Here is a 21,220-nt window from a genome sequence, read left to right as displayed (position 1 = left end):
AGGCTCTTTCCAGGCAGAAAGAGACCTACCCCAGGCACCGGGTCACATGCTTCACCGCCTGATAGGCCGCCAGTCCCCAAGGCCCGAGCTCACGCCCGATACCGCTGCCCTTGTTGCCGCCCCACGACGTTTCGACAAATACCGCCTGGATCGAGTTGATCCACACATGCCCTACTTCCAGCGCATCGGCCACCCGTTCGGCGCGCTCGATATCAGCGCTGGCAACCGTCGCCACCAGCCCAAAGCAGCTGTCATTGGCCAGGTCGACAGCTTCCTGTTCAGTGCTGAAACAGCGGAGGCACAGTACCGGACCAAAGATTTCTTCACTCCACAGGCGACTGCTGACAGGCACGTCGCGGTACAACGTCGGGCTGACGAACCAACCATCACGTGCCAGTGCTGTTCCACCGGTCAGACACTGCATACCCTCCTCCTGGGCAACAGTGAAATACTCACGGACCTTGTGCCACTGCGCCTCACTGCTCAGTGGTCCCATGTCGACGTCTTCAGTCAGCGGATTACCGACCCGCAGCGCTTCGAATGCCTTCTGCAAACGAGGAATCAATGCCTCGGCGATGCCCTCTTGAACCAACAGCCGCGAGGTGGCCGAGCACATTTGCCCGGCGTTCCAGCAGATGCCAGCGACGATCCATTCCACCGCCTGATCCGGGTCGCAGTCGTCAAATACGATAATCGCGGATTTACCGCCCAGCTCCAGCGTCACCGGCCGACAATACGCCGCTGCGCTGTGCATGACCTGGCGGCCCACACCGTTGCTGCCGGTGAACGACAGCTTGTCCAGACCGGGATGGTTGCTCAACGCTGCGCCGGTATCAGCCCTGCCGCTGACGATATTCAGCACTCCGGCGGGCAAGCCGAGCGCGTCGGCAATTTCGCCGTAAACCTGCTCGATCAGGGGCGTGACCTCCGAGGGCTTGAGCACCACAGTGCAACCGGCAGCCAACGCCGGAGCGAGTTTCCAGGCACTGGTGACCAGCGGAAAATTCCACGGCACGATCAGACCCACTACGCCCACCGGCTCCAGGCGGGTACGCGAAGTAAAGCCGGAGGCGGCCAGTTCAACCTCGCGATGGGTTGGCTGAGCCTCGATCAGGTGGGCGAAGTAACTGAACGTTGCCACGGCGTCATCCAGATCGACTTCGGCTTCATGACGAGGCTTGCCGTTATTGCGCATCAGCAGCGCAATCAAGGCTTCGCGGCGCTGCACGAGGTGATCAGCAAAGCCGCGCAGCAATGAGGCACGTTCGGCAGCAGGCGTATTTTTCCAGACGGGAAGCGCGGCGCGGGCAGCGGCGACAGCCTGATCGACCTGCGCGCTGCTGGCGCTGATCACTTCGGCGAAGGGCTGGCCCAGAGCGGGCTCGTGGACGATCAAAACGTCAGCACCCTGGCCTTCCAGCCAGCGACCGTTGATGTAATGCGGGGTGTTCATGGCAGAGCTCCATCAAGAATTCCATGCAGGGCGCAATTACACCGGGCAGGCTTTATCCGCCAGGCAAACGCCACCGATTTGCGGCTGAAGCGGATTGGCTCGCAGCGGCGGCGGTGACGACGCGCGGCGGCTCAAGGCGCAAACGGCGGCGCCTCTTCGATTTCGATAATCAGCGGCCGGTCATCCGGCGCCTCACGCAGCAGCGCCTGCAGGTGCTGGTAATCCCGAGCACGTTCAGCCACACAGCCGAACCCTCGGGCGATGGTCAGAAAGTCCGGCGTATGGATGTCCACGCCCAGCGGCGTGATGTCGCGGCGCTCCATGTAGCGCTTGATCTCGCCGTAGCCCTGGTTATTCCACAACAACACAATAATGCCGACCCGCGCCTCCACGGCGCTGGCAAGTTCCGGCAGGGTGAACTGAATGCCGCCGTCGCCCATCAGGCTGATCACCGCGCGCGAGGGCTCAGCCAGTCTGGCCCCGATGGCCGCAGGCAAGCCGTAGCCCAGGGTGCCGTAACCGGTAGAGGCATTGAACCAGCGACGTGGGCTGTCCAGCTCGACCAGGTGATTGCCGCTGTACACCGTCTGCGTCGAATCGCCGACAAAACGCGCCTCGGGCAGCACTTCAAGCACGCACTCGAACAGTTTTCGGTAATGCGCCCAGGCGCTGAAGCCTTCGGCCAGTTGCTCCTGCGCCGCCGCGGTTCGTTGAGCACCCGGGCTGGCTTTATTGGCCGCACGCACTGGCAACTCGGCAAGCAAGGCACTTATTGCCGCAGTGGCATCGCTGAGGATCGCCAGACTCGGAGGATGGTTGCGGGTCAACTGCCCGGTATCGATATCGATGCGAATCAACTCGCCGCCAATCCTGAAATTGCCGTCGAACACCACATCGTAATCGGTCTCGCCCAGCTCGGTGCCAATCGCCAGCACCACATCGGCGTCCAGCGCCAATTGCCGAACCGGCATCAGCGACTGGTTGCTGCCCAGCAGCAACGGGTGCCCGGCCGGCAGCAGGCCTTTGGCGTTGATGGTCAGGGCCGTCGGTGCATCCAGCCGGGCCGCCAGCTCGCGCACTTGCTCCATCGCTGCGACACAGCCACCGCCGAGCAGCAACAGCGGACGCCGGGCCGAGCGCAACCGTGCAGCGGCCCGGGCAATGGCTGTAGGGTCCGGCGCGGGTCGATCGATGATCTGGCGCGGCTGCAGTGTCATGTGCGCGGCGCTGGCGACGATAATGTCCAGCGGCAGCTCGATGTGTACAGGCCGTGGACGCTGGCTGTCGAAGACGGCAAAGGCCCGTGCCAGAACCGCAGGCAGTTCCTCGACGCTCATCAGCGTGTGGCTGAAGGCACTGACCCCGGCGACCATCGCGCGCTGGTTCGGCAACTCGTGCAGATAGCCATTGCCCAGCCCCAGCCGATGACGTTCGTTGACGCTGGAAATCACCAGCATCGGGATCGAGTCCGCATACGCCTGGCCCATTGCCGTAAGGATATTGGTCATGCCCGGGCCAGTAATGATAAAGCACACCCCGGGCTTGCCGCTGACCCGTGCATAACCGTCGGCCATGAAGCCCGCGCCTTGTTCGTGGCGCGGCGTGATATGTCGAATGCCACTGCCCGGCAAGCCGCGATATAGCTCAACCGTATGCACGCCGGGGATGCCGAATACCGTGTCGACGCCCCAGGCGCTCAGTTGTCTGACCAGAAACTCTCCACAGGTGGTCATGCTGCGCGCTCCTGTTCCAGGCCGATAAAGCGTCGCACGCGCGGATCGCCGTCCTGGCGGATGGTCGCGGGCGAGGCATCAGTGACCACATGGCCGTTCTCCATGAACACGATGCGATCGGAAATCGACAACGCGAAATCCATCTCATGAGTGACGATCAGCATGGTCATGCCCTCGGCAGCCAGATCCCGAATGACGTTGAGCACGTCGCCGACCAACTCCGGGTCCAGCGCCGAAGTCGGTTCGTCGAAGAGCATGATGTCCGGCTCCATCGCCAGCGCACGGGCAATCGCCACACGCTGCTGCTGGCCGCCCGACAATTGATGCGGGTATTTGTCGGCATGCGCCAGCAACCCGACACGATCCAGCAGCGCATGGCCCTTGCGACGCAATTGAGCGGTGCTGGCCAGGCCGTGATAACGCGGCGCGAGAATGACGTTGTCAAGAATGGTACGGTGCGGGAACAGGTTGAAGTTCTGGAACACCATACCGATGCGCCGGATGCCCTGCCGGATCACCGGAGAGTCGGCGCGTTCTCCTGCGCGAATGAAGTCATTGCCGAACAGGACAATCTCGCCCTGATCGATGCTTTCCAGATTGTTGATCGTGCGGATCAACGAAGTCTTGCCGGAGCCGGACGGACCAATGATCGAAATGACTTCACCGGGCCTGACCAGCAGGTCGATGCCCTTGAGTACTTCGTGGTTGCCATAGCGCTTGTGGATACCGCGCAGCAGCAGGGCATCGGGTTGTCCCGGAACCGGCACGCAACGTGGCTTGCCAGACCCTGCGGGTTGGCGCAGGGCATCGGTCTGCGCATCCTCCAGGGTCTGTGCGTTTTTGCGCGACAAGTCCAGATGACGCTCGGCCCATTGCAACAGCCAGCCAAACAGCGTGACGATCAGCACGTAGTACATCGCTACTGCCGCCAGGGTTTCCAGCACCAGAAAGTTTTGTGCGTAAAGGCGCTGGCCAACCAGCAGCAACTCGTTGAGCGAGATCACCGACACCAGCGACGTCAGTTTGACGATGGTCACGTATTCGTTGGTCAACGTTGGCAGCGATATACGAATCGCCTGCGGAATGACCACCAGACGCTGCGCGCCCAGACCGCGAATGCCCAGCGCTCTGGCGGCTTCACGCTGGCCCTTGAGCACTGACAGCAGCCCGCCTCTGTGAATCTCGGCCATGTACGCCGTTTCGGTCAGTACCAAGGCGATCAGCCCGGAATAAAACGGCTGCGACAAGACACTGCTTGAGGCCGGAAACAGTTGCGGCAGGTTGTAAACGAACACCAGCAGCACCAGCAACGGGATGCTACGAAACAGCCAGATGTACAGACTGGCCGGCACGCGCAACCACGCATGCGTCGACAGCCTGGCGCTGGCCAGCAGGAAACCCAGTGCCAGACCTGCCGACCAGGACAGGACGCTGAGCTGAACCACCGTCAGGCAGGCTTTCCAGAAAGCCTGTACGGAGAACAGCGAGAAAAAATAGGCCCATTCGAATGCCATGATGACCTCGGTGCAGCAGATGGATGGCGAAGGCCGAGCGGCGAACCGCTGTCGCCGCAGGAGCGTCTCTGGCCGTTAAGCAGGCACCGCATTCGCGCAAGCAGCTCTTTGCCGGCTGCGCGATGCGCGCGCGTGACAAAAAGCCGCTTGCTGTGAAGTGTGCGGGCAGCCGTGACTTACGCCGGTTCCAGGTTGTACTTGCTCAGCAGCTCACGGTACGCATCGCTCTGCTTGTAGCGCTCGACCACATCGCGCAGTTTTTCAATCAGTTCGCCGTTGCCCTTCTTCACATAGATGCCCAGCGTCTGCGGGTAGAGGGACTTTTCAGAACTGATCACGATGCGGCCACGGGCCTTGTCGACGATCATTTTCGCCGCCGCCGAGATCTCCAGATGTGCCTGAATATTGCCGGAGATCAGTGCCTGCGACGCCTCTGCCGTGGTCGGAAACTCACTGATCGCGATTTCGCCCTTGTTCTGCCGGACGCAGTAATCGGCTGACACGGCCTTGAGCTGATTGATCCAGTTGGTGCCTTGCTGCAAACCGACCTTCAGGCCGCACAAGTCTTCAGGCTGCTGGGGTTTCGCGGTGCTGTCGCTGCGTACCATGATGGCTGCGCCCACCTGCGCATATGGAATCGCCTCGGCCTGCCGGGTCCGCTCATCAGTGATGTACATGCCGGAAATGATGGTGTCGAAGCGGTTGGCGTTAAGGCCCAGGATCAGATTCGGAAAGCGTGTGTCGACGAACTCGACCTTCATACCGCCCAGTTGCCTGGCCAGCTCGTTCGCCACCTCGGGGTCAAAACCCACCACCTTGTCACCCTCGTAGGACTCAAACGGTGGATAGGAAATCTCCATGCCGACTTTCAGCGTACCGGGTGTGGCGGTGGGCGCAGCCTGAACGCTGCCGGCAAACAGGGCCAGGCCCAACAGACATGTGGCGAAGCGCGAAAACGTGGTGTTTGGCATAGTCGTCATTCCAGATTGAGGGAAAAGGCAGATCACTAAGTCACGCTCTGGTTTTTCAGGTGCCCGAAGCTTGAAGGCTTTCTGGCGTGCTGAGGCAGGGCAAGCTGCCCATCGGCAACACGCTGGCGAAGGTATTGGTAGGTCTGCAAAGCCTGAGCCCACATGTGCTCGCCAATGGCGACAGGCGCGTAGTTCTGCTCGCCGTCCGCGAACTGCGGCAGGGGTTTGATCAGGGTGTGGTAGTCGCAGGCATAGAAAAGCGGGAACGAATAACGCTCTCGCTGGATCTTGCGCACGCGGTGCGCGGTGGCGACAAATGCACCCGCGGTCATTACCTCCAGCATGTCGCCGATATTGACCACAAAGGCCCCTTCCACCGGCGGCGCATCGATCCACTCACCCCCCTCGTTCATGACCTCCAGACCCGGCTGATCGGCCTGAAGAATGGTGAAACACTCATAGTCGGTGTGCGCGCCAATGCCTGGCGCGTCCTGGGCATCGCCATCGAACGGGTAGTGGATCAGGCGCAGCTTGGAAGGTGGAAAGCGGGCCATGTCATCGAAGGCATGCTCGTCCAGGTCAAGCGCCAGAGCAAAACCGCGGAACAACTGATGCCCCAGGGCGAATACCGCCTGATAGTAGGCCTGCACCGCCGCCCGAAAGCCCGGCAAGGCCGGCCAGTCGTTTGGCCCCAGCAGCGGTGTGCCGGCGAGTACCAATGGGTTGTCGGCGGGCACTTCAAAGCCGATGTCGAACGCCTCTTTATGGTCCGGCTTGCCAGTCCCGTACACTTCCTCGCCCTCGGGAACGAAGCCTTTGTGGCTCTGCGAAGCGCCGATGTAATGTCGCATCTTGGCGTCCAGCGGCTGGGCGAAATACTGCTCGGCAGCGCGGTGCAGATTCTCGATCAGTTCAGGCGCGATACCGTGACCGGTGATATACACAAAGCCCACACGCCGGGCCGCTTCGCCGAGAGCCTTGGCCACTGCCTGGCGATCGTCCAGACGTTCGCTGAACAGGCCGTGGATATCGACCAGCGGAACGTGGGTGAAAGCAGAAGGTTGACTCATGGCAGCAGGCTCCCCGGACGGTTGAAAAGCGCAGAAAAGTGTTCACGCTCGGTACGGCCCATCCAGGCGTTAAGGCCCCACAGATCGGCTACTGGCACATTGGTGAACGGTAAATGATGCAGGTAGCCATCAGGCCCGAACTCCGGCGTCAGCGTCGTGCCGGCAAAGCCACGGGCGCGCTGCGAGCGCCAGATCGCTTCCCAGTGCTGCTGATGGAATGCCAGCGCGGCGGCGTATTCCGGCGCGCCCGGGTGCGGCACTTGCGGCCCTTGGTCATAACCGACCCGGGCCTGAATGTGGTGCACACGCTCGACGAAAGCGCTGAGATCGTCGGCCGGGTCATCGAGCAAGCGCTCGCAGGTCACCACCCAATGGCTGATATCACTGGTGAAACGCAGATCCGGCACCTGCTCGATCAATTGCAGGGTCAGCCATGGGTTGAACAGTGAGCGCGCGCGGTGCGTCTCGAAGCTGCAGGTCAGGCCGCTGCGCCGGGCGATTTCCAGCGCTTCGCCAAAGAAATCCACTTGCTGAGCCAGCGGCCAGCGGTCGTTGCCGGCCAGCACATTGACAAACCGCGGCGCCAGTTCGGCAGCCTGTTGCAGCTTGCCGGCGAAATCCACCAGATGCTCGGCAGGCGTCGCCGCCTGCACCGGCAGCACTTGGCTGGAGGTGAATAGAGTGGCGATGTACGGCACACAGTTATCCCGCAGGAACGCCGCGAACGCTGCACGCTCGGCTGCCTGCTCGGGGATGCGCGCCTCGAAGCCCTCGAAGCCCGCTTCACGCGCCTCAAGCAGCGCCTGCTGCCAAGTGCCGTGATAGCCCCACAGTGTGCGAAAGAGTTCCAGTTTCATGGGCAAACCTCGCCGCCTGTGCCCGCAGTGGCACAGCGCGGATCACGAATGGGCGGTGGCTGACGGGGTGGCGCTGCTGATGGCCTTGCGCCCCAGCATCGGGTGCGCCCCCTTGGGGCCATACACTGACACTGGCTCCGGAAACGAGCGCAGCAAGGTCAGGTACAGCAGCGCCGCCAGGCCCAGAGTGATCGGCAGACTGATGTCGATGCCTGCGGCCAGCTCGCCCAGCGGCCCGACAAACTGGCCAGGCAGATTGACAAAGCACAGGCCCACCGCCGCACTCGGAATCCACGCGCCCAGCCCGCGCCAGTTCCAGCCGTGGTGAAACCAGTAACGCCCGCCACGCTGGCCACGGGTGAACACCTGCAAGTCATCGGCGTGGTAAAAACCGCGACGACTGATCAGGCCGAGGATCATCACCACCATCCATGGGCTGGTGCAGGTAATGATCAGCACTGCGAAGGTCGACACGCTCTGCACCAGATTAAAGGTGAAGCGACCTATGAAAATAAAGGCAATCGCCGCCACACCGATCAACAGCGTGGCTGCGGCTCGGTTGAGTAGACGCGGGAACATGCTCGACATGTCCAGTCCGGTGCCATACAACGCCGTGGTGCCGGTAGACAGCCCTCCGATCACCGCAATCAGGCACACCGGTAAAAAGAACCAGCCGGGTGAAATCGCCAGTAAGCCACCGACATAGTTGTTGGACTCGATGTACTGCGGCGCCTGAGTCGCGACCAGCGTCGCGGTGCACAGGCCAAACAGAAAAGGGATCAGCGTGCAGGCTTGAGCCGCGAGCACTGCCAGCATGATGTGCGATCTGGAGGTGTCGCGCGGGATGTAGCGCGACCAGTCGCCGAGAAAGGCGCCGAACGAAACAGGGTTGCTCATCGCCAGCAAGGCCGACCCGGTGAAGGCCGCCCAGAAGCCCGGTTGCAGCAGATTGACGCTGCCGGCATAGCCCGGATCGAACGGCCCTGCAAAGGCCAGGATGCCCGACAGAAACAGCAGGCTGGATGCCCAGACCGCGACCTTGTTGATCCACAGCATGAAGCGAAAGCCGAAGATGCATACGATCAGCACCAGCACTGCGAACAGCCCGTAGGCCAGCCCCAGGCTGGTATTGTTTTCCGGCAGGCCGACCAGCCGCTGAGCGCCGCCGACCAGCGCATCGCCAGAGCTCCAGACCGAAAGGGAAAAGAAGGCCACTGCGGTCAGCAGTGACAGAAACGAACCGATGATGCGCCCGTGCACACCGAAATGCGCGCCGGAAGATACCGCGTTGTTGGTGCCATTGATCGCACCGAACAGGCCCATCGGCGCGAGGATCAACGCGCCCATTGTCACGCCCAGAACGATCGCCCAGACGCCGGCCTGGAACGACAGCCCGAATAACACCGGAAAACTGCCCAGCACCGCCGTGGCAAAGGTATTGGCACCGCCGAAGATCAGACGAAACAGATCGATAGGGGAAGCATCGCGTTGGGTGTCGGGTATCTGTTCCACACCAAAGGTTTCGATACGCGTCGAATGGCTCATGTGTTGCTCCAGCGCCTGTCACGGTTGTTGTAAGGCCAGCGCAGGCACGCTGACCCTTTATAGCCGCCCGTTAACCACGGACGGAGGGTTTTTCCATTCAATCGACTTCCGGCACACTTCCAACGTCAGCACGCGACTACACCGGTGCGTGAGTCTTGCCCACCGGTTCGCGAACCACATTCGCTCCCGCGAATGAAACGTGTGTCGTGCTCATTGTTATTGTTGCGAACAAACCGTCCTTAAACCGATGTCACCACCGACAAGCGTGCGTGCCAGGCCAGCCATTGCCCGCTGCCGTAGCCGAACACAATCGTCTCGCACGCCTGCAACGACGTTCCTCAGCCGTACGGATCAACCCGGCTTCGCGAATCACCGGCGTATCACACCAGGCAGCACACAGAGCATCTCGTAGAGCAGATTGGCACCCAGCAGCGAGGTGTTGCCGGTGGTGTCGTACGGCGGCGACACCTCGACCAGATCGCAACCAATCAAGTCCAGCCCGTGACAACCGCGAATGATTTCCAGCGCCTGAATCGTGGTCAGCCCGCCGACCTCCGGTGTCCCGGTGCCTGGCGCCCAGGCCGGGTCGATACCGTCAATGTCGAACGACAGATACACAGGACCGCCGCCGACTTTCTCGCGCACTTCTGCCATCAGCGGTGTCAATGACTTGTGCCAGCACTCTTCGGCCTGCACGACGCGGAAGCCCTGTTTACGGCTCCAGTTGAAATCCTCAGCGGTATAACCCTGCGCACGCAGACCGATCTGCACAACACGGTTGCTGTCCAGCAGGCCCTCTTCCTGCGCACGGCGGAATGTGGTGCCATGGGCGATCTTTTCGCCGAACATGTGATCGTTGACGTCGGCATGCGCATCAATATGCACCAGCCCGACCTTGCCATGCTTCTTGTGGATGGCGCGCAGGATCGGCAGCGTCAGCGTGTGATCGCCGCCCAGCGTCAGCGGCACGATGTCGTGGCCCAGAATCCGGTCATACTCCTGCTCGATAATGCGTACTGCGTCCAGCAGGTTGAAGGTATTGATCGGCACGTCACCGATGTCTGCCACGTTCAGCGAATCGAACGGCGCGGCCCCCGTGGCCATGTTGTAAGGACGAATCATCACCGACTCGGCGCGGATCTGCCGTGGCCCGAAACGAGTGCCGGAACGCAGCGAGGTGCCGATGTCCAGCGGAATGCCGACAAACGCGGCGTTCAGCCGGTCGAGCTCTTCAGCGCTCTGCACATGCGGCAAACGCAGCATGGTGGCGATACCGCCAAAACGAGGCATCTCGTTGCCGCTCAGGGGCTGGTGGAAAGTCGTGTCCACAGGAGTGCCTCACCGTGTTGTCATTAATGTGAGGCCATTCTGGTGACGCCTGGCAGCCGGAAGAATCGCTGCAGACAAAAAATCAGTTCAGAGATTTCTAAACTATCCATGGATACACTCTGCCCCTGATCCTCTCCACACTCCCGCCGGCTTTGCACCTGCGTGAAGGGGCTCAGCCCACGGCAAGAACGTTACATACCCACTGCCTGAACATAGCGGTACACGCCAGCCGGCCTGAACCGGAAATACCCGAGCCACGCTGCGCCTGCCATCGGAGACGCCAATGTCCTCTGTCCTGCCTGACATCAAATTGCTGCGCATCTTCGCCAGCGTTGTGCGCCATCAGGGCTTCGCCGCCGCGCAGCAGGAGCTCAACCTCTCCACGTCTGCAATCAGCACCTACATGAGCCAACTCGAAAGCCAGCTTGGTCTGGTTCTCTGCCATCGGGGCCGCGGTGGATTCAGTCTGACCAGCAAAGGCGAATTGTTCCACCAGGAAACCCTGCGGCTGCTCGCTGAACTGGAGGGCTTCGAACGCTACAGCGCTGCCCTCAAGGGTGAACTGCGCGGCACCCTCAACCTCGGCGTTCTCGACTCCACTGTCAGCGACCCGGCCCTGCCGCTCGCGGACGTTATCGGCGCCTACAGCAAGGAGCACCCTGCCGTGCACTTGCACCTGAGTGTTCTCAGCCCGGCGCAGTTGCAACTGGGCGTACAGGAAAATCGCCTGGACCTGGCCATCGGTGCCTTCTCGGTTCGTATGAGCGGCCTGATGTATCAGGCTCTCTATCGCGAACAACACTGGCTGTATTGCAGCGATCGCCATGAACTGTTCGACCAGCGCCGCATTCCGGCAGAAGTGATCACCCAGCAGCGTATGGTCGGACGCGGCTACTGGAGCCAGGCAGAACTGGCGCGGCATGGGTTCAAACATAGCGCCGCTACGGTGGAGTCGATGGAGGCCCAGCTGATTCTGGTGCTGTCGGGGGCGTATATCGGCTACCTGCCCGAGCATTACGCGCAATTCTGGGCGGATCAGAAACGCTTGAAGGTGTTGCTGCCGACGACGTTCGGCTATCAGGCACCGTTTTCTCTGGCATTGCGCAGGGGCAGATCGAGGGAACCGTTGATACAGAGCTTTCGTGATCGGCTCAAAGGCTGGTTCGAGGCGGGATGACGATGCGCAGCGGAGGCAATCGTCGCGCTCGGAGATAATCCGGGTACAAGCGCGATTTCACACGGAGTGGTAGACCGCTCCCCCCTCTTTTCAGCACACTGAGAAACTTGAAAAAAGCCAAATCAGCTTAGCGCCTGATTTACCGACGATAAACACAGGCAACCGTCAACAGGACGCCGGAACGCATGAGCGAGCAAACGCCCGACCCATCGGTAAGCACCGAGCCATTTATCGAGCCCTCCATCGAGCCTGTCAGCCCGACCGTTGCGGCAAGCACCCAGTTGCAACAGCGTCAACGCGCCAGCCAGCTGGCCCAGGCGTTGCGCAACGAGCTGCAAAAGGCCGTGATCGGACAAAATGCGGTTATCGACGACGTGTTGACCGCGCTGATCGGCGGCGGACATGTACTGCTGGAAGGTGTTCCGGGGCTTGGCAAGACGCTGCTGGTTCGGGCGCTGGCCAGTTGTATCGGCTGCGAATTCGCCCGCATCCAGTTTACGCCGGACCTGATGCCCAGCGATGTCACTGGTCATGCGGTGTACGACATGCAGACCGAGCAGTTCAAGCTGCGCAAGGGGCCGCTGTTCACCAACCTGCTGCTGGCCGACGAAATCAACAGGGCACCGGCCAAGACCCAGGCCGCATTGCTCGAAGCGATGCAGGAGCGGCAAGTCACCCTTGAAGGGCGCGCCCTGCCGATCCCGCAGCCGTTCATGGTGCTGGCGACCCAGAACCCCATCGAACAGGAAGGCACGTATCCACTGCCTGAAGCTGAACTGGATCGTTTCATGCTCAAACTGCGCATGGATTATCCCGAAGCGCAGGAAGAGCTGAACATGGTGCGTCAGGTCACCCGCTCGTCCCGGGCTGACATGCTGGACGTGCGACCGCTCAGGGTCATCATGCAGGCCCGCGAGGTTCAGGCGTTGCAACGCATTGCCAGCGAGCTGCCGATTGATGAGCAGGTGCTGGACTACGCCGTGCGGCTGGCACGCAGCACGCGCACCTGGCTGGGTCTGAGTCAGGGCGCTGGCCCCCGCGCTTCGATTGCGCTGGTGCGTGGCGGGCGGGCCCGAGCCGTATTGCGTGGCGGCGAGTTCGTGACCCCGGACGATATCAAGGGCTGTGCACTGGCGGTGCTGCGACACCGGGTCAGGCTGTCGCCGGAGCTGGACATCGAAGGGCTGTCGGTGGATCAGGTGCTCAGGCAGATCCTCGATCAGGTCTCGGCCCCGCGCCTGTGACACAGGTCCTCAAGCCGTCGATAACGCTGCTGCGCTGGCTCGGCGGACTGATGGGCGTGGCCTTGCTGCTCGGCACGCTTCGTGCGCTGAGCATCGAGTATCCGGCAAAAATCGATGACCTTTACTGGGGAGCATTGCTGGCCCTCGTTGCCGTGAGCCTGCTGGATGCAATCTGGCTGCTCAGAAGCCCCTCGCCACGCGTGCAGCGCGAGCTGGCGGGCAGTCTGGCGCTGGACCGCTGGAACGAAGCCCGACTCGACGTGCAACACGACGGTGGCCGACCCGTTACCGTGCGGCTATTCGATCATATGCCGCACGGGCTGGAACACGAAAACCTGCCTCAGTCCCTCACCCTGGGCGCACGCGGAAAAGGCAGCATCGGCTATCGCCTGCGCCCCTCAAGCCGGGGTCATTTCACGTTTGAACGGTGCGAAATCAGCCTGCCGGGGCCTTTGCGCCTGTGGACAGTACGACGCTACCTGGCAGTGCCCGGCACCACGCGGGTCTATCCGGATTTCGCCCGCTTCTGCGGCGGGCAATTGGTGGCGGTGGATAACTGGCTGAGCCAACTGGGTGTGCGCCAGCTGCAACGTCGCGGGCTGGGCATGGAGTTCAACCAGTTGCGTGAGTTTCGCGAGGGCGACAGCCTGCGCCAGATCGACTGGAAAGCTACCGCCCGCCAGCGAGCGCCCATTGCACGGGAGTATCAGGACGAGCGGGATCAGCAGATCGTTTTCATGCTGGATTGCGGACGCCGAATGCGCAGTCAGGACGGCGAACTGTCTCACTTCGATCATGCGCTCAACGCCTGCCTGCTATTGAGTTATGTCGCGCTGCGTCAGGGTGATTCTGTCGGCATTGCGACCTTTGCCGGCGAGCAGGATCGTTATCTAGCTCCGGTGAAGGGGCCCGGGCAGTTGAATCGCGTGCTCAACTCGGTCTATGACCTGCAGACCACCCGGCGCCCCGCTGACTACAGCGCCGCTGTGCGCCAGCTGATGGTTCGTCATAAGAGACGCTCACTGGTGGTGTTGATGACCAACTTGCGCGATGAAGACGATGAGGAGCTGCTGGCCGCCGCAAGACAGCTTGGCAAACAGCATCGGGTACTGATCGCCAGTCTGCGCGAAGAAGTGCTCGACGGCCTGCGTCAGTCACCGGTACACACGTACGATGAAGCGCTGAGTTATTGCGGGACAATCGACTTTCTCAACGCCCGTACTTCGCTGCACGACCGTTTGAGTGCGCAAGGCATCGTGATCATGGATGCGCGACCAGGAGAACTGGGGCCACAGCTGGTCAACCGTTACATGAGCTGGAAAAAGGCAGGGGCGTTATGAACGACGTCCTGCCCGTCAGGCAGCAGCCTCAGGCAGAGGCTTCATAGGAAGGGTAAAAACAGAAGTACTGTCGCAACAGCTGCACGAACTCCAGATACTCTGTCGAGACCTGGCACAATTCAAAACCGGAGTCATAACTGCCAGGTGTCTCATCTTCATGACACCAGAGGCACGTGGCGCTCACGTCGATGGGCTGTCCGACATTGCCATTCGGCAATTTCAGACACAGATCGAACCTGGCGCCCACCAGGATCGGCAGGCTGCTGATAAGCATCAGCCCCTCACCGGACACATTCCCCAGACAGCCCATCAGCTTGCCAGTATGGCGATTGAAAACCTGCAGATAATCCTGCAGTTGATGGCGTTCGATTTTCCGCTCTTTATACATGGCAGGCTGCCTTCCGAGTCGGGTGTTGCGCCCAGGCAACACCGTGTATTCGTTGCGGACTTCAACTGCGCTGCACTACAGAAGCGATCCAAGAAACAGCCTCGACCCGGTGCCCTGCAGCTCGTCCAATGTGTGACCTCAGCCTAGCTCAGAATTATTCGAAAGCCACCCGAACACAACGCCTTCCATTCAAACGAGGGTAATTATTTCGATACAGGAGCGTTTCGAACAGGTACAGGTATGGTTCTGGCCGGCTGAGCCTTGGGATAAAGACCCGTTTGTGCCAGCGTGTCGAGTCTGGCGCGTGCACGGAAGGCGTATTCGCTCTCTGGATACTGGGCCATCAGAAATTGATAAGTCTGCGCTGCATCGACGTACAATTTCTGCCGTTCCAGGCACTGGCCGCGCAACATCGACACTTCCGGCTGGACATAACGGCGTGAGCGGCTCTGGCGTTCGACCTTGGAGAGATCGAGCATCACCCGATCACAATCACCTTCCTGATAGGCACGGTAGGCGTGATCAAGGTTGGAATTCATCGCCCAGCGGGTGCAACCGCTGAGCGCAGTCAGTAATACAACAATCGTTACAATACGCATGGGACTCTCCTGTTCTCTGCCCTGTATCGGCGTCACGGCCTGTTTCTTCAGGCCAATAGAGCGCCGGTTGTCAGCCGATTGCCCTCCCTGACCCTGACACGGTAGTGCAAAGGAACAATGACTAAAGACCCAGACAGGAGTAGCCTCTCGCTGCGCTTCAATTAAGGAGTTTGTGCATGACCGTTCGCCGCACCAAAATCGTCGCCACACTTGGCCCTGCCAGCAATTCGCCGGAAGTCATCGAACAACTGATCCTTTCGGGTCTCGACGTTGCTCGTCTGAACTTCTCTCACGGTACTCCGGACGAGCACAAGGCTCGCGCCAGGCTGATCCGCGAAATCGCCGCCAGACACGGGCGCTTCGTCGCTCTGCTGGGCGACCTGCAGGGTCCGAAGATCCGTATTGCAAAGTTCACCGACAAGCGAATAGAGCTGAAGGTCGGTGACAAGTTCACCTTCTCTACCGCTCATCCGCTGACCAGTGGCAATCAGCAGATCGTGGGTATCGACTACCCGGATCTGGTCAAGGATTGCGGCGTAGGCGACGAGTTGCTGCTCGACGATGGTCGCGTGGTCATGCGCGTCGACACCCAGACCGCCGACGAACTGCACTGCACCGTGCTGATCGGTGGCCCGCTGTCCGATCACAAGGGCATCAACCGTCGTGGCGGTGGCCTGACGGCGCCGGCACTGACCGAAAAAGACAAGCAGGACATCAAGCTCGCTGCCGAGATGGACCTGGATTACCTGGCCGTTTCCTTCCCGCGCGATGCCGCCGACATGGAATACGCTCGCCAGCTGCGCGACGAATCCGGTGGTACGGCCTGGCTGGTGGCCAAGATCGAACGTGCCGAAGCCGTTGCCAACGACGAAGTGCTCGATGAGCTGATCCGCGCCAGTGATGCGGTCATGGTCGCTCGTGGAGACCTGGGCGTTGAAATCGGTGATGCCGAACTGGTCGGCGTACAGAAACGCATCATCCTGCACGCTCGTCGCCACAACAAGGCGGTGATCGTCGCCACGCAGATGATGGAGTCGATGATCTCAAGCCCGATGCCGACGCGTGCCGAAGTGTCCGACGTGGCCAACGCCGTGCTCGACTACACCGACGCCGTGATGCTGTCGGCCGAAAGTGCTGCAGGCTCCTATCCGATCGAAGCGGTTCAGGCCATGGCCCGTATCTGCATCGGCGCTGAAAAGCACCCGACCGGCAAGACTTCCAGCCACCGTATCGGTCACTCCTTCACCCGTTGTGATGAAAGCATCGCGCTGGCGGCCATGTACACCGCCAACCACTTCCCGGGTGTAAAGGCGATCATCGCACTGACCGAAAGCGGCTATACCCCGCTGATCATGTCGCGCATCCGCTCTTCGGTGCCGATCTACGCGTTCTCCCCGCACCGTGGCACTCAGGCGCGTGCAGCGATGTTCCGTGGTGTCTACACCGTGCCATTCGACCCGGCAGCCCTGCCGCCAGGTCAGGTCAGCCAGGCCGCAGTCGATGAACTGCTCAAGCGTGGTCTGGTCGAGCAAGGTGACTGGGTCATCCTCACCAAGGGCGACAGCTACCACACCATCGGCGGCACCAACGGCATGAAGATTCTGCACGTCGGCGACCCGTTGGTCTGATCGCAGCACACTGCAAGCCAAAGGCCCCGTCTCGCAAGAGCCGGGGCCTTTTTGCATTGTGTCAGCCCGGGAAGTTGGGCTTTCAGGCTTCTGCCCGTAGGGCGTGGGAGCAGATGGAACGAGAGCTTTAACCAACGTGCCTTTTATTTATTCGCGCGCCACAAACACATCCGCCAGCAACTGATTACGCGGCAGCCCGGCCAGATACAGCCGTTTGGCAAACATCTCGACGCTGTCAGCACTGCCGCACACCAGCGCCATTGCGTGCCGCGACAACAGGCGCAGTTCAGCCAGGGTTGTTTGTAGCGTCTGCGGAGTAACCAGCTGAGCATGCAGCTGGGGATAACGTTCAGTCAGGGCGTGAAGTTCATCGGCCAGATAATGCTCCTGGCTGTCGCGGGCCAGATGAATCACACGTATGGCGCCCTGATGGTCCTGGCGCAGCGCCTCGCGCAACACACCCCATAAAGGGCCAAGCCCGGTGCCGGCGGCCAGCAGCAATAAGGGTTTTTCCTGCCAGTCCGGGTCGTAACGCAGCGCCCCGCCACGCAACTCGCCGAGCCTCAGGGCGTCACCCATCTGCAACTGGCGGGCAACGTCACGGAAGGCCCCGGGCTGCAGGCAGTCGATATGAAACTCCAGAAACGCATCCTCACCGGGAAGGCTCGCCAGCGAGTATGGTCGCGCAACACCGCTATCAGTCCACAACACCTGATGCTGCCCGGCGCTATAGCGCAGTGGTCGCGCAGGCTCCAGACGCAGGCGCAGCACCGACGCAGAGAGCCAGTCGCAGCCTGCTACTGTGGCAGGAAGGCCATCGCGCTGCGGGTCAAACACCTCGACAGCCAGATCTCCTGCCACTCGGCACTGACAGGCGAGCCGCCAACCCTGCTGGCGCTTTTCAGCAGGCAGCGCGTCGGGCAACGCGTCTTCAGGCTCGCCCTTTACGACGCGCACCAGACACGCGTGGCAACTGCCGGCACGGCAACTATAAGGGACCGGAATACCGGCATGGTTCAGGGCGTCGAGCAGATTGCTGGCCGACGCCACCGACCAGCTAAGCTCACCCACATGCAATTGAGGCATCAAAACGGCCTGTGCAGAAAATAACGGCGATTGTACAGACTGGCCTGTCGGGCGGGTTATACTGCCGCGCCTTTTTGCGCCCGCTACGGCCAACCTGACAGCTCTGGTTCAAGCCGCAGTTCCAGACTGCCGCCGATAGCGTAATTGAATGTTCCCGTCCTTACAGAGGAGCGCGCCGCATGACCGTGATCAAGCAAGACGACCTGATTCAGAGCGTTGCAGACGCACTGCAGTTCATTTCCTATTACCACCCCGTAGACTTCATCCAGGCCATGCACGAGGCGTATCTGCGTGAAGAGTCGCCTGCCGCTCGTGACTCCATCGCCCAGATCCTGATCAACTCGCGCATGTGCGCGACCGGTCACCGCCCGATCTGCCAGGACACCGGCATCGTCACGGTTTTTGTGCGCGTGGGGATGGATGTTCGCTGGGACGGCGCCACCATGGGCCTGGACGACATGATCAACGAAGGCGTGCGTCGCGCTTACAACCTGCCTGAGAACGTGCTGCGTGCCTCGATCCTTGCCGATCCGGCAGGCGCTCGCAAAAACACCAAGGACAACACCCCGGCCGTCATTCATTACTCCATCGTCCCGGGCAACACCGTGGAAGTGGACGTCGCGGCGAAAGGTGGCGGCTCGGAAAACAAATCGAAGATGGCGATGCTCAACCCTTCCGACTCGATCGTCGACTGGGTTCTGAAAACCGTCCCGACCATGGGCGCTGGCTGGTGCCCGCCGGGCATGCTCGGTATCGGTATCGGCGGCACCGCAGAAAAGGCTGCGGTCATGGCCAAGGAAGTGTTGATGGAGTCCATCGACATTCATGAGCTGAAGGCTCGCGGTCCGCAGAATCGTATCGAAGAGATGCGTCTGGAGCTGTTCGAGAAGGTTAACCAGCTGGGCATTGGCGCTCAGGGCCTGGGCGGTCTGACCACCGTGCTCGACGTCAAGATCATGGATTACCCGACCCATGCTGCGTCGCTGCCGGTGTGCATGATCCCCAACTGCGCCGCCACCCGCCACGCGCACTTCGTACTCGATGGCAGCGGCCCTGCTTCGCTGGAGGCTCCATCGCTGGACGCCTACCCGGAAATCGTCTGGGAAGCCGGCCCATCGGCCCGCCGCGTCGACCTCGATACCCTGACCCCGGAAGAAGTGCAGAGCTGGAAACCGGGCGAAACCGTATTGCTCAATGGCAAGATGCTCACCGGCCGCGACGCCGCGCACAAGCGCATGGTCGAAATGCTCAACAGGGGCGAAACGCTGCCGGTGGACCTCAAGGGTCGCTTCATCTACTACGTCGGCCCGGTTGATCCGGTACGCGAAGAAGTCGTTGGCCCGGCAGGCCCGACCACGGCCACCCGGATGGACAAGTTCACCCGTCAGATCCTCGACCAGACCGGCCTGCTGGGCATGATCGGCAAATCCGAACGCGGCCCGACCGCCATCGAAGCGATCCGTGACCACAAGGCCGTGTACCTGATGGCCGTTGGTGGTGCTGCATATCTGGTGGCTCAGGCGATCAAGAAATCCCGAGTCGTGGCGTTCGCCGAACTGGGCATGGAGGCGATCTACGAGTTCGAGGTCAAGGACATGCCGGTTACCGTTGCGGTGGACAGCAACGGTGAATCCGTTCACATCACCGGCCCGCAGATCTGGCAGAAGAAGATCAGCGACAGTCTGGCAGTGGAAGTGCAGTAAGCGCCATTCGGTCAGGTAGCGAATTCGGACTGTATTCCGAGTTCGTTACCACGGCTTATGCTTTCCTACAGCGAAGAAGACATGGTTAAGATGAGTGCAAGCGCGCCTTGACCGAATACCTTTCAAAAAAAGCCACCGCTGATGAGTTATCGAGTGCTTTTTCAAAATCCTGGCGCCTCTCGAAATCCAAAAACTCCATCTCCTTCCATGCTACAGGCGCATGCGACTGCCACTCTATATAACTGGAAGACACAGAAATACGCACGGCATTATCTTGACCGTTTATATGTTGGTTGAGCGCTTCCCATGTATCTGGCCGCATGTCGCGTATCAACGGGAATACATTCCGGGATGAAGCAAGGCTGTCCAGGCTGGCACCTGTAGAAAGGCTGTCCGCTCCGGTGAACGTCATGTAGGACCTTGCTTGATCAGACAAATGAAAAGCCGCACGGCCATAGGTAGGAGCGCCCCCCACTGTTGTGCTGTCCCTGGCGATCTGAAGGGCTCCATAAAAAGGACGGTGGTCTCCCTTGTTTTTTTGCTTTCCTGCCAATGCTGCTTTACGGGTGAGCGCAGACGATGATTTCTCATACTCAAACATCTGATTTTCAAACCTGTCCCTCAACGACGTATAGGTATTTTCTTTCTTTAACGTATGCCATGTATTAACCATGCCCTTACCTTTCAACGTTGCCAGTTTTTCTGGCTTGATATTGAAGGTCATTGGGGCTGTCTCAAGAACCCCGCTCACCGCCTCCAGGAGTTCTCCTACACTTCCTGAAGACGTCGCCCCCGTGCGCTTTTTCAATGACTCGATGGCGCTTTCCTTATCCGTTTCCCTCCGCGCCATTATTCTGGGTTGAAGATACGTATCAAAGTGCAGCTTGCTCGATTTGGCGGCCTGCTTCGCAGAGTTGCTTCGCTCACCAATCAAGCCGGCGCTGTCGACCATTAGTACCGGCGCATTGCCAACAAAGCGGTACAGATTCAACCCATCCACATCCCCTGCCGGGTCCGGACTGATCCAGCGCTGCAACCACGGCGCGTAATACCTGAACCCGTAATAATAAAGCCCGCTGGCATCGCGCTCTTTACCCGAGTACCGAACTGTTTTGTACTTGGCTTCCACTGCACTACGCGCCGCCCACCAGGCCGTGCCGCCAAAGGGGTAATAGCTTTCCTGGCTGATCAGGCCGCCTCCCTGATCCAGCTCCAGCGTGCTTGAGCCCAAATGATCGCCCAGGCTGTAACGCATCTGATCGTTCGCAATGGCGCCTGGTTTTCCAGCTTCCCAGTGCAATACCCGCACGCTGTTGCGACCCGCCTGAGCGATAACGACGTGAAGGATTTCTCCATCCGCCGTGGTCCGGATTTCCAGTCCCGGCAGGTAGCGCACTTCGTTGATCAGCGTGCGACCTGATGCCTGCGCAGTACTGATCTTGCGACAACGCTGACCCTGGCCATCGTAGATATAACGCTCTTCATCGTTCGGCTCGTCTTCACGTTGCACGGTGGTGATGTACTGCAACTGATTACGCGCATCCCAGCCCATGACCTGACCGCGCGCCAGTTGCAGCAGATTG

Annotated in this window: 17 protein-coding genes; 5 read left to right on the top strand and 12 right to left on the bottom strand. The window is 60.6% G+C overall.

Annotated features, from left to right (window positions below):
• Window positions 1–25: 25 nt before the first annotated feature.
• The 8 genes from BT119_RS19160 to speB all read right to left on the bottom strand — a co-directional run bounded on the left by BT119_RS19160 (window position 26) and on the right by speB (window position 10,472).
• Window positions 26–1,453, bottom strand: a complete 1,428-nt coding sequence (locus BT119_RS19160) for an aldehyde dehydrogenase family protein (RefSeq protein ID WP_072366691.1) — start codon at window positions 1,451–1,453, stop codon at window positions 26–28.
• A gap of 131 nt (window positions 1,454–1,584) precedes the next feature.
• Window positions 1,585–3,186, bottom strand: coding sequence for a 5-guanidino-2-oxopentanoate decarboxylase (locus BT119_RS19155; RefSeq protein WP_072366689.1), 1,602 nt, complete (start codon window positions 3,184–3,186; stop codon window positions 1,585–1,587).
• A complete protein-coding gene (locus tag BT119_RS19150; RefSeq protein ID WP_072366687.1) occupies window positions 3,183–4,700 on the bottom strand; it encodes an amino acid ABC transporter permease/ATP-binding protein in 1,518 nt (505 codons plus the stop codon). The genes BT119_RS19155 and BT119_RS19150 overlap by 4 nt, the downstream gene beginning before the upstream one ends.
• Before the next feature lie 176 nt (window positions 4,701–4,876).
• Window positions 4,877–5,671, bottom strand: coding sequence for a transporter substrate-binding domain-containing protein (locus BT119_RS19145; protein ID WP_003363874.1), 795 nt, complete (start codon window positions 5,669–5,671; stop codon window positions 4,877–4,879).
• Between the two features lie 35 nt (window positions 5,672–5,706).
• The gene (locus tag BT119_RS19140; protein ID WP_072366685.1) at window positions 5,707–6,741 is read right to left on the bottom strand and encodes an isopenicillin N synthase family dioxygenase; all 1,035 of its coding nucleotides are present in this window, start codon (window positions 6,739–6,741) and stop codon (window positions 5,707–5,709) included.
• A complete protein-coding gene (locus tag BT119_RS19135) occupies window positions 6,738–7,598 on the bottom strand; it encodes a sugar phosphate isomerase/epimerase family protein (RefSeq protein WP_072366683.1) in 861 nt (286 codons plus the stop codon). The genes BT119_RS19140 and BT119_RS19135 overlap by 4 nt, the downstream gene beginning before the upstream one ends.
• Before the next feature lie 42 nt (window positions 7,599–7,640).
• On the bottom strand, window positions 7,641–9,143 hold the full coding sequence (locus BT119_RS19130) for a purine-cytosine permease family protein (RefSeq protein WP_003431399.1): 1,503 nt from the start codon (window positions 9,141–9,143) through the stop codon (window positions 7,641–7,643).
• Between the two features lie 369 nt (window positions 9,144–9,512).
• Window positions 9,513–10,472 (bottom strand): agmatinase, encoded by a 960-nt coding sequence (speB, locus tag BT119_RS19125; protein WP_044308907.1) that lies wholly within the window; start codon window positions 10,470–10,472, stop codon window positions 9,513–9,515.
• Window positions 10,473–10,755: 283 nt separating this feature from the next.
• Between speB and BT119_RS19120 the strand changes: the two genes are divergently transcribed.
• The 3 genes from BT119_RS19120 (at window position 10,756) to BT119_RS19110 (ending at window position 14,233) form a co-directional block, all read left to right on the top strand.
• Entirely contained in the window at window positions 10,756–11,649 is an 894-nt protein-coding gene (locus BT119_RS19120; protein ID WP_072366681.1) for a LysR family transcriptional regulator, read from the top strand.
• Window positions 11,650–11,834: 185 nt separating this feature from the next.
• On the top strand, window positions 11,835–12,893 hold the full coding sequence (locus tag BT119_RS19115) for an AAA family ATPase (RefSeq protein WP_003363887.1): 1,059 nt from the start codon (window positions 11,835–11,837) through the stop codon (window positions 12,891–12,893).
• Entirely contained in the window at window positions 12,890–14,233 is a 1,344-nt protein-coding gene (locus BT119_RS19110) for a DUF58 domain-containing protein (RefSeq protein ID WP_003363888.1), read from the top strand. Before BT119_RS19115 ends, BT119_RS19110 begins: the two co-directional genes overlap by 4 nt.
• 28 nt (window positions 14,234–14,261) lie before the next feature.
• On the opposite strand, the gene BT119_RS19105 is transcribed toward BT119_RS19110, so the two are convergent.
• Together BT119_RS19105 and BT119_RS19100 are read right to left on the bottom strand one after the other, a co-directional pair.
• Window positions 14,262–14,621 (bottom strand): PilZ domain-containing protein, encoded by a 360-nt coding sequence (locus tag BT119_RS19105; protein WP_003363889.1) that lies wholly within the window; start codon window positions 14,619–14,621, stop codon window positions 14,262–14,264.
• 203 nt (window positions 14,622–14,824) lie between these two features.
• Entirely contained in the window at window positions 14,825–15,220 is a 396-nt protein-coding gene (locus BT119_RS19100; protein WP_003363891.1) for a tetratricopeptide repeat protein, read from the bottom strand.
• 176 nt (window positions 15,221–15,396) lie between these two features.
• Between BT119_RS19100 and pyk the strand changes: the two genes are divergently transcribed.
• Complete coding sequence (pyk, locus tag BT119_RS19095) at window positions 15,397–16,848, top strand: pyruvate kinase (RefSeq protein ID WP_003363893.1); 1,452 nt, start codon at window positions 15,397–15,399, stop codon at window positions 16,846–16,848.
• A gap of 147 nt (window positions 16,849–16,995) precedes the next feature.
• Here the strand turns inward: pyk and BT119_RS19090 are convergent, their stop codons facing one another.
• On the bottom strand, window positions 16,996–17,934 hold the full coding sequence (locus BT119_RS19090) for an iron-sulfur-binding ferredoxin reductase (protein ID WP_072366679.1): 939 nt from the start codon (window positions 17,932–17,934) through the stop codon (window positions 16,996–16,998).
• A 179-nt stretch (window positions 17,935–18,113) separates the two neighbouring features.
• Between BT119_RS19090 and BT119_RS19085 the strand changes: the two genes are divergently transcribed.
• Window positions 18,114–19,637 carry a fumarate hydratase gene (locus tag BT119_RS19085; protein WP_003363897.1) on the top strand — a complete coding sequence of 508 codons (1,524 nt, stop codon included), beginning with the start codon at window positions 18,114–18,116 and terminating at the stop codon, window positions 19,635–19,637.
• An 85-nt stretch (window positions 19,638–19,722) separates the two neighbouring features.
• Here BT119_RS19085 and BT119_RS19080 read toward each other — a convergent pair.
• A partial coding sequence (locus tag BT119_RS19080; RefSeq protein ID WP_139271368.1) for an RHS repeat-associated core domain-containing protein occupies window positions 19,723–21,220 on the bottom strand: 1,498 nt, incomplete at its 5' end.

The organism is Pseudomonas sp. NFACC10-1 (assembly GCF_900119195.1).
GTDB lineage: Bacteria > Pseudomonadota > Gammaproteobacteria > Pseudomonadales > Pseudomonadaceae > Aquipseudomonas > Aquipseudomonas cerasi.
Note: the sequence above shows the minus strand (reverse complement) of the source record. Positions and strands in the feature narration are given on the sequence as shown.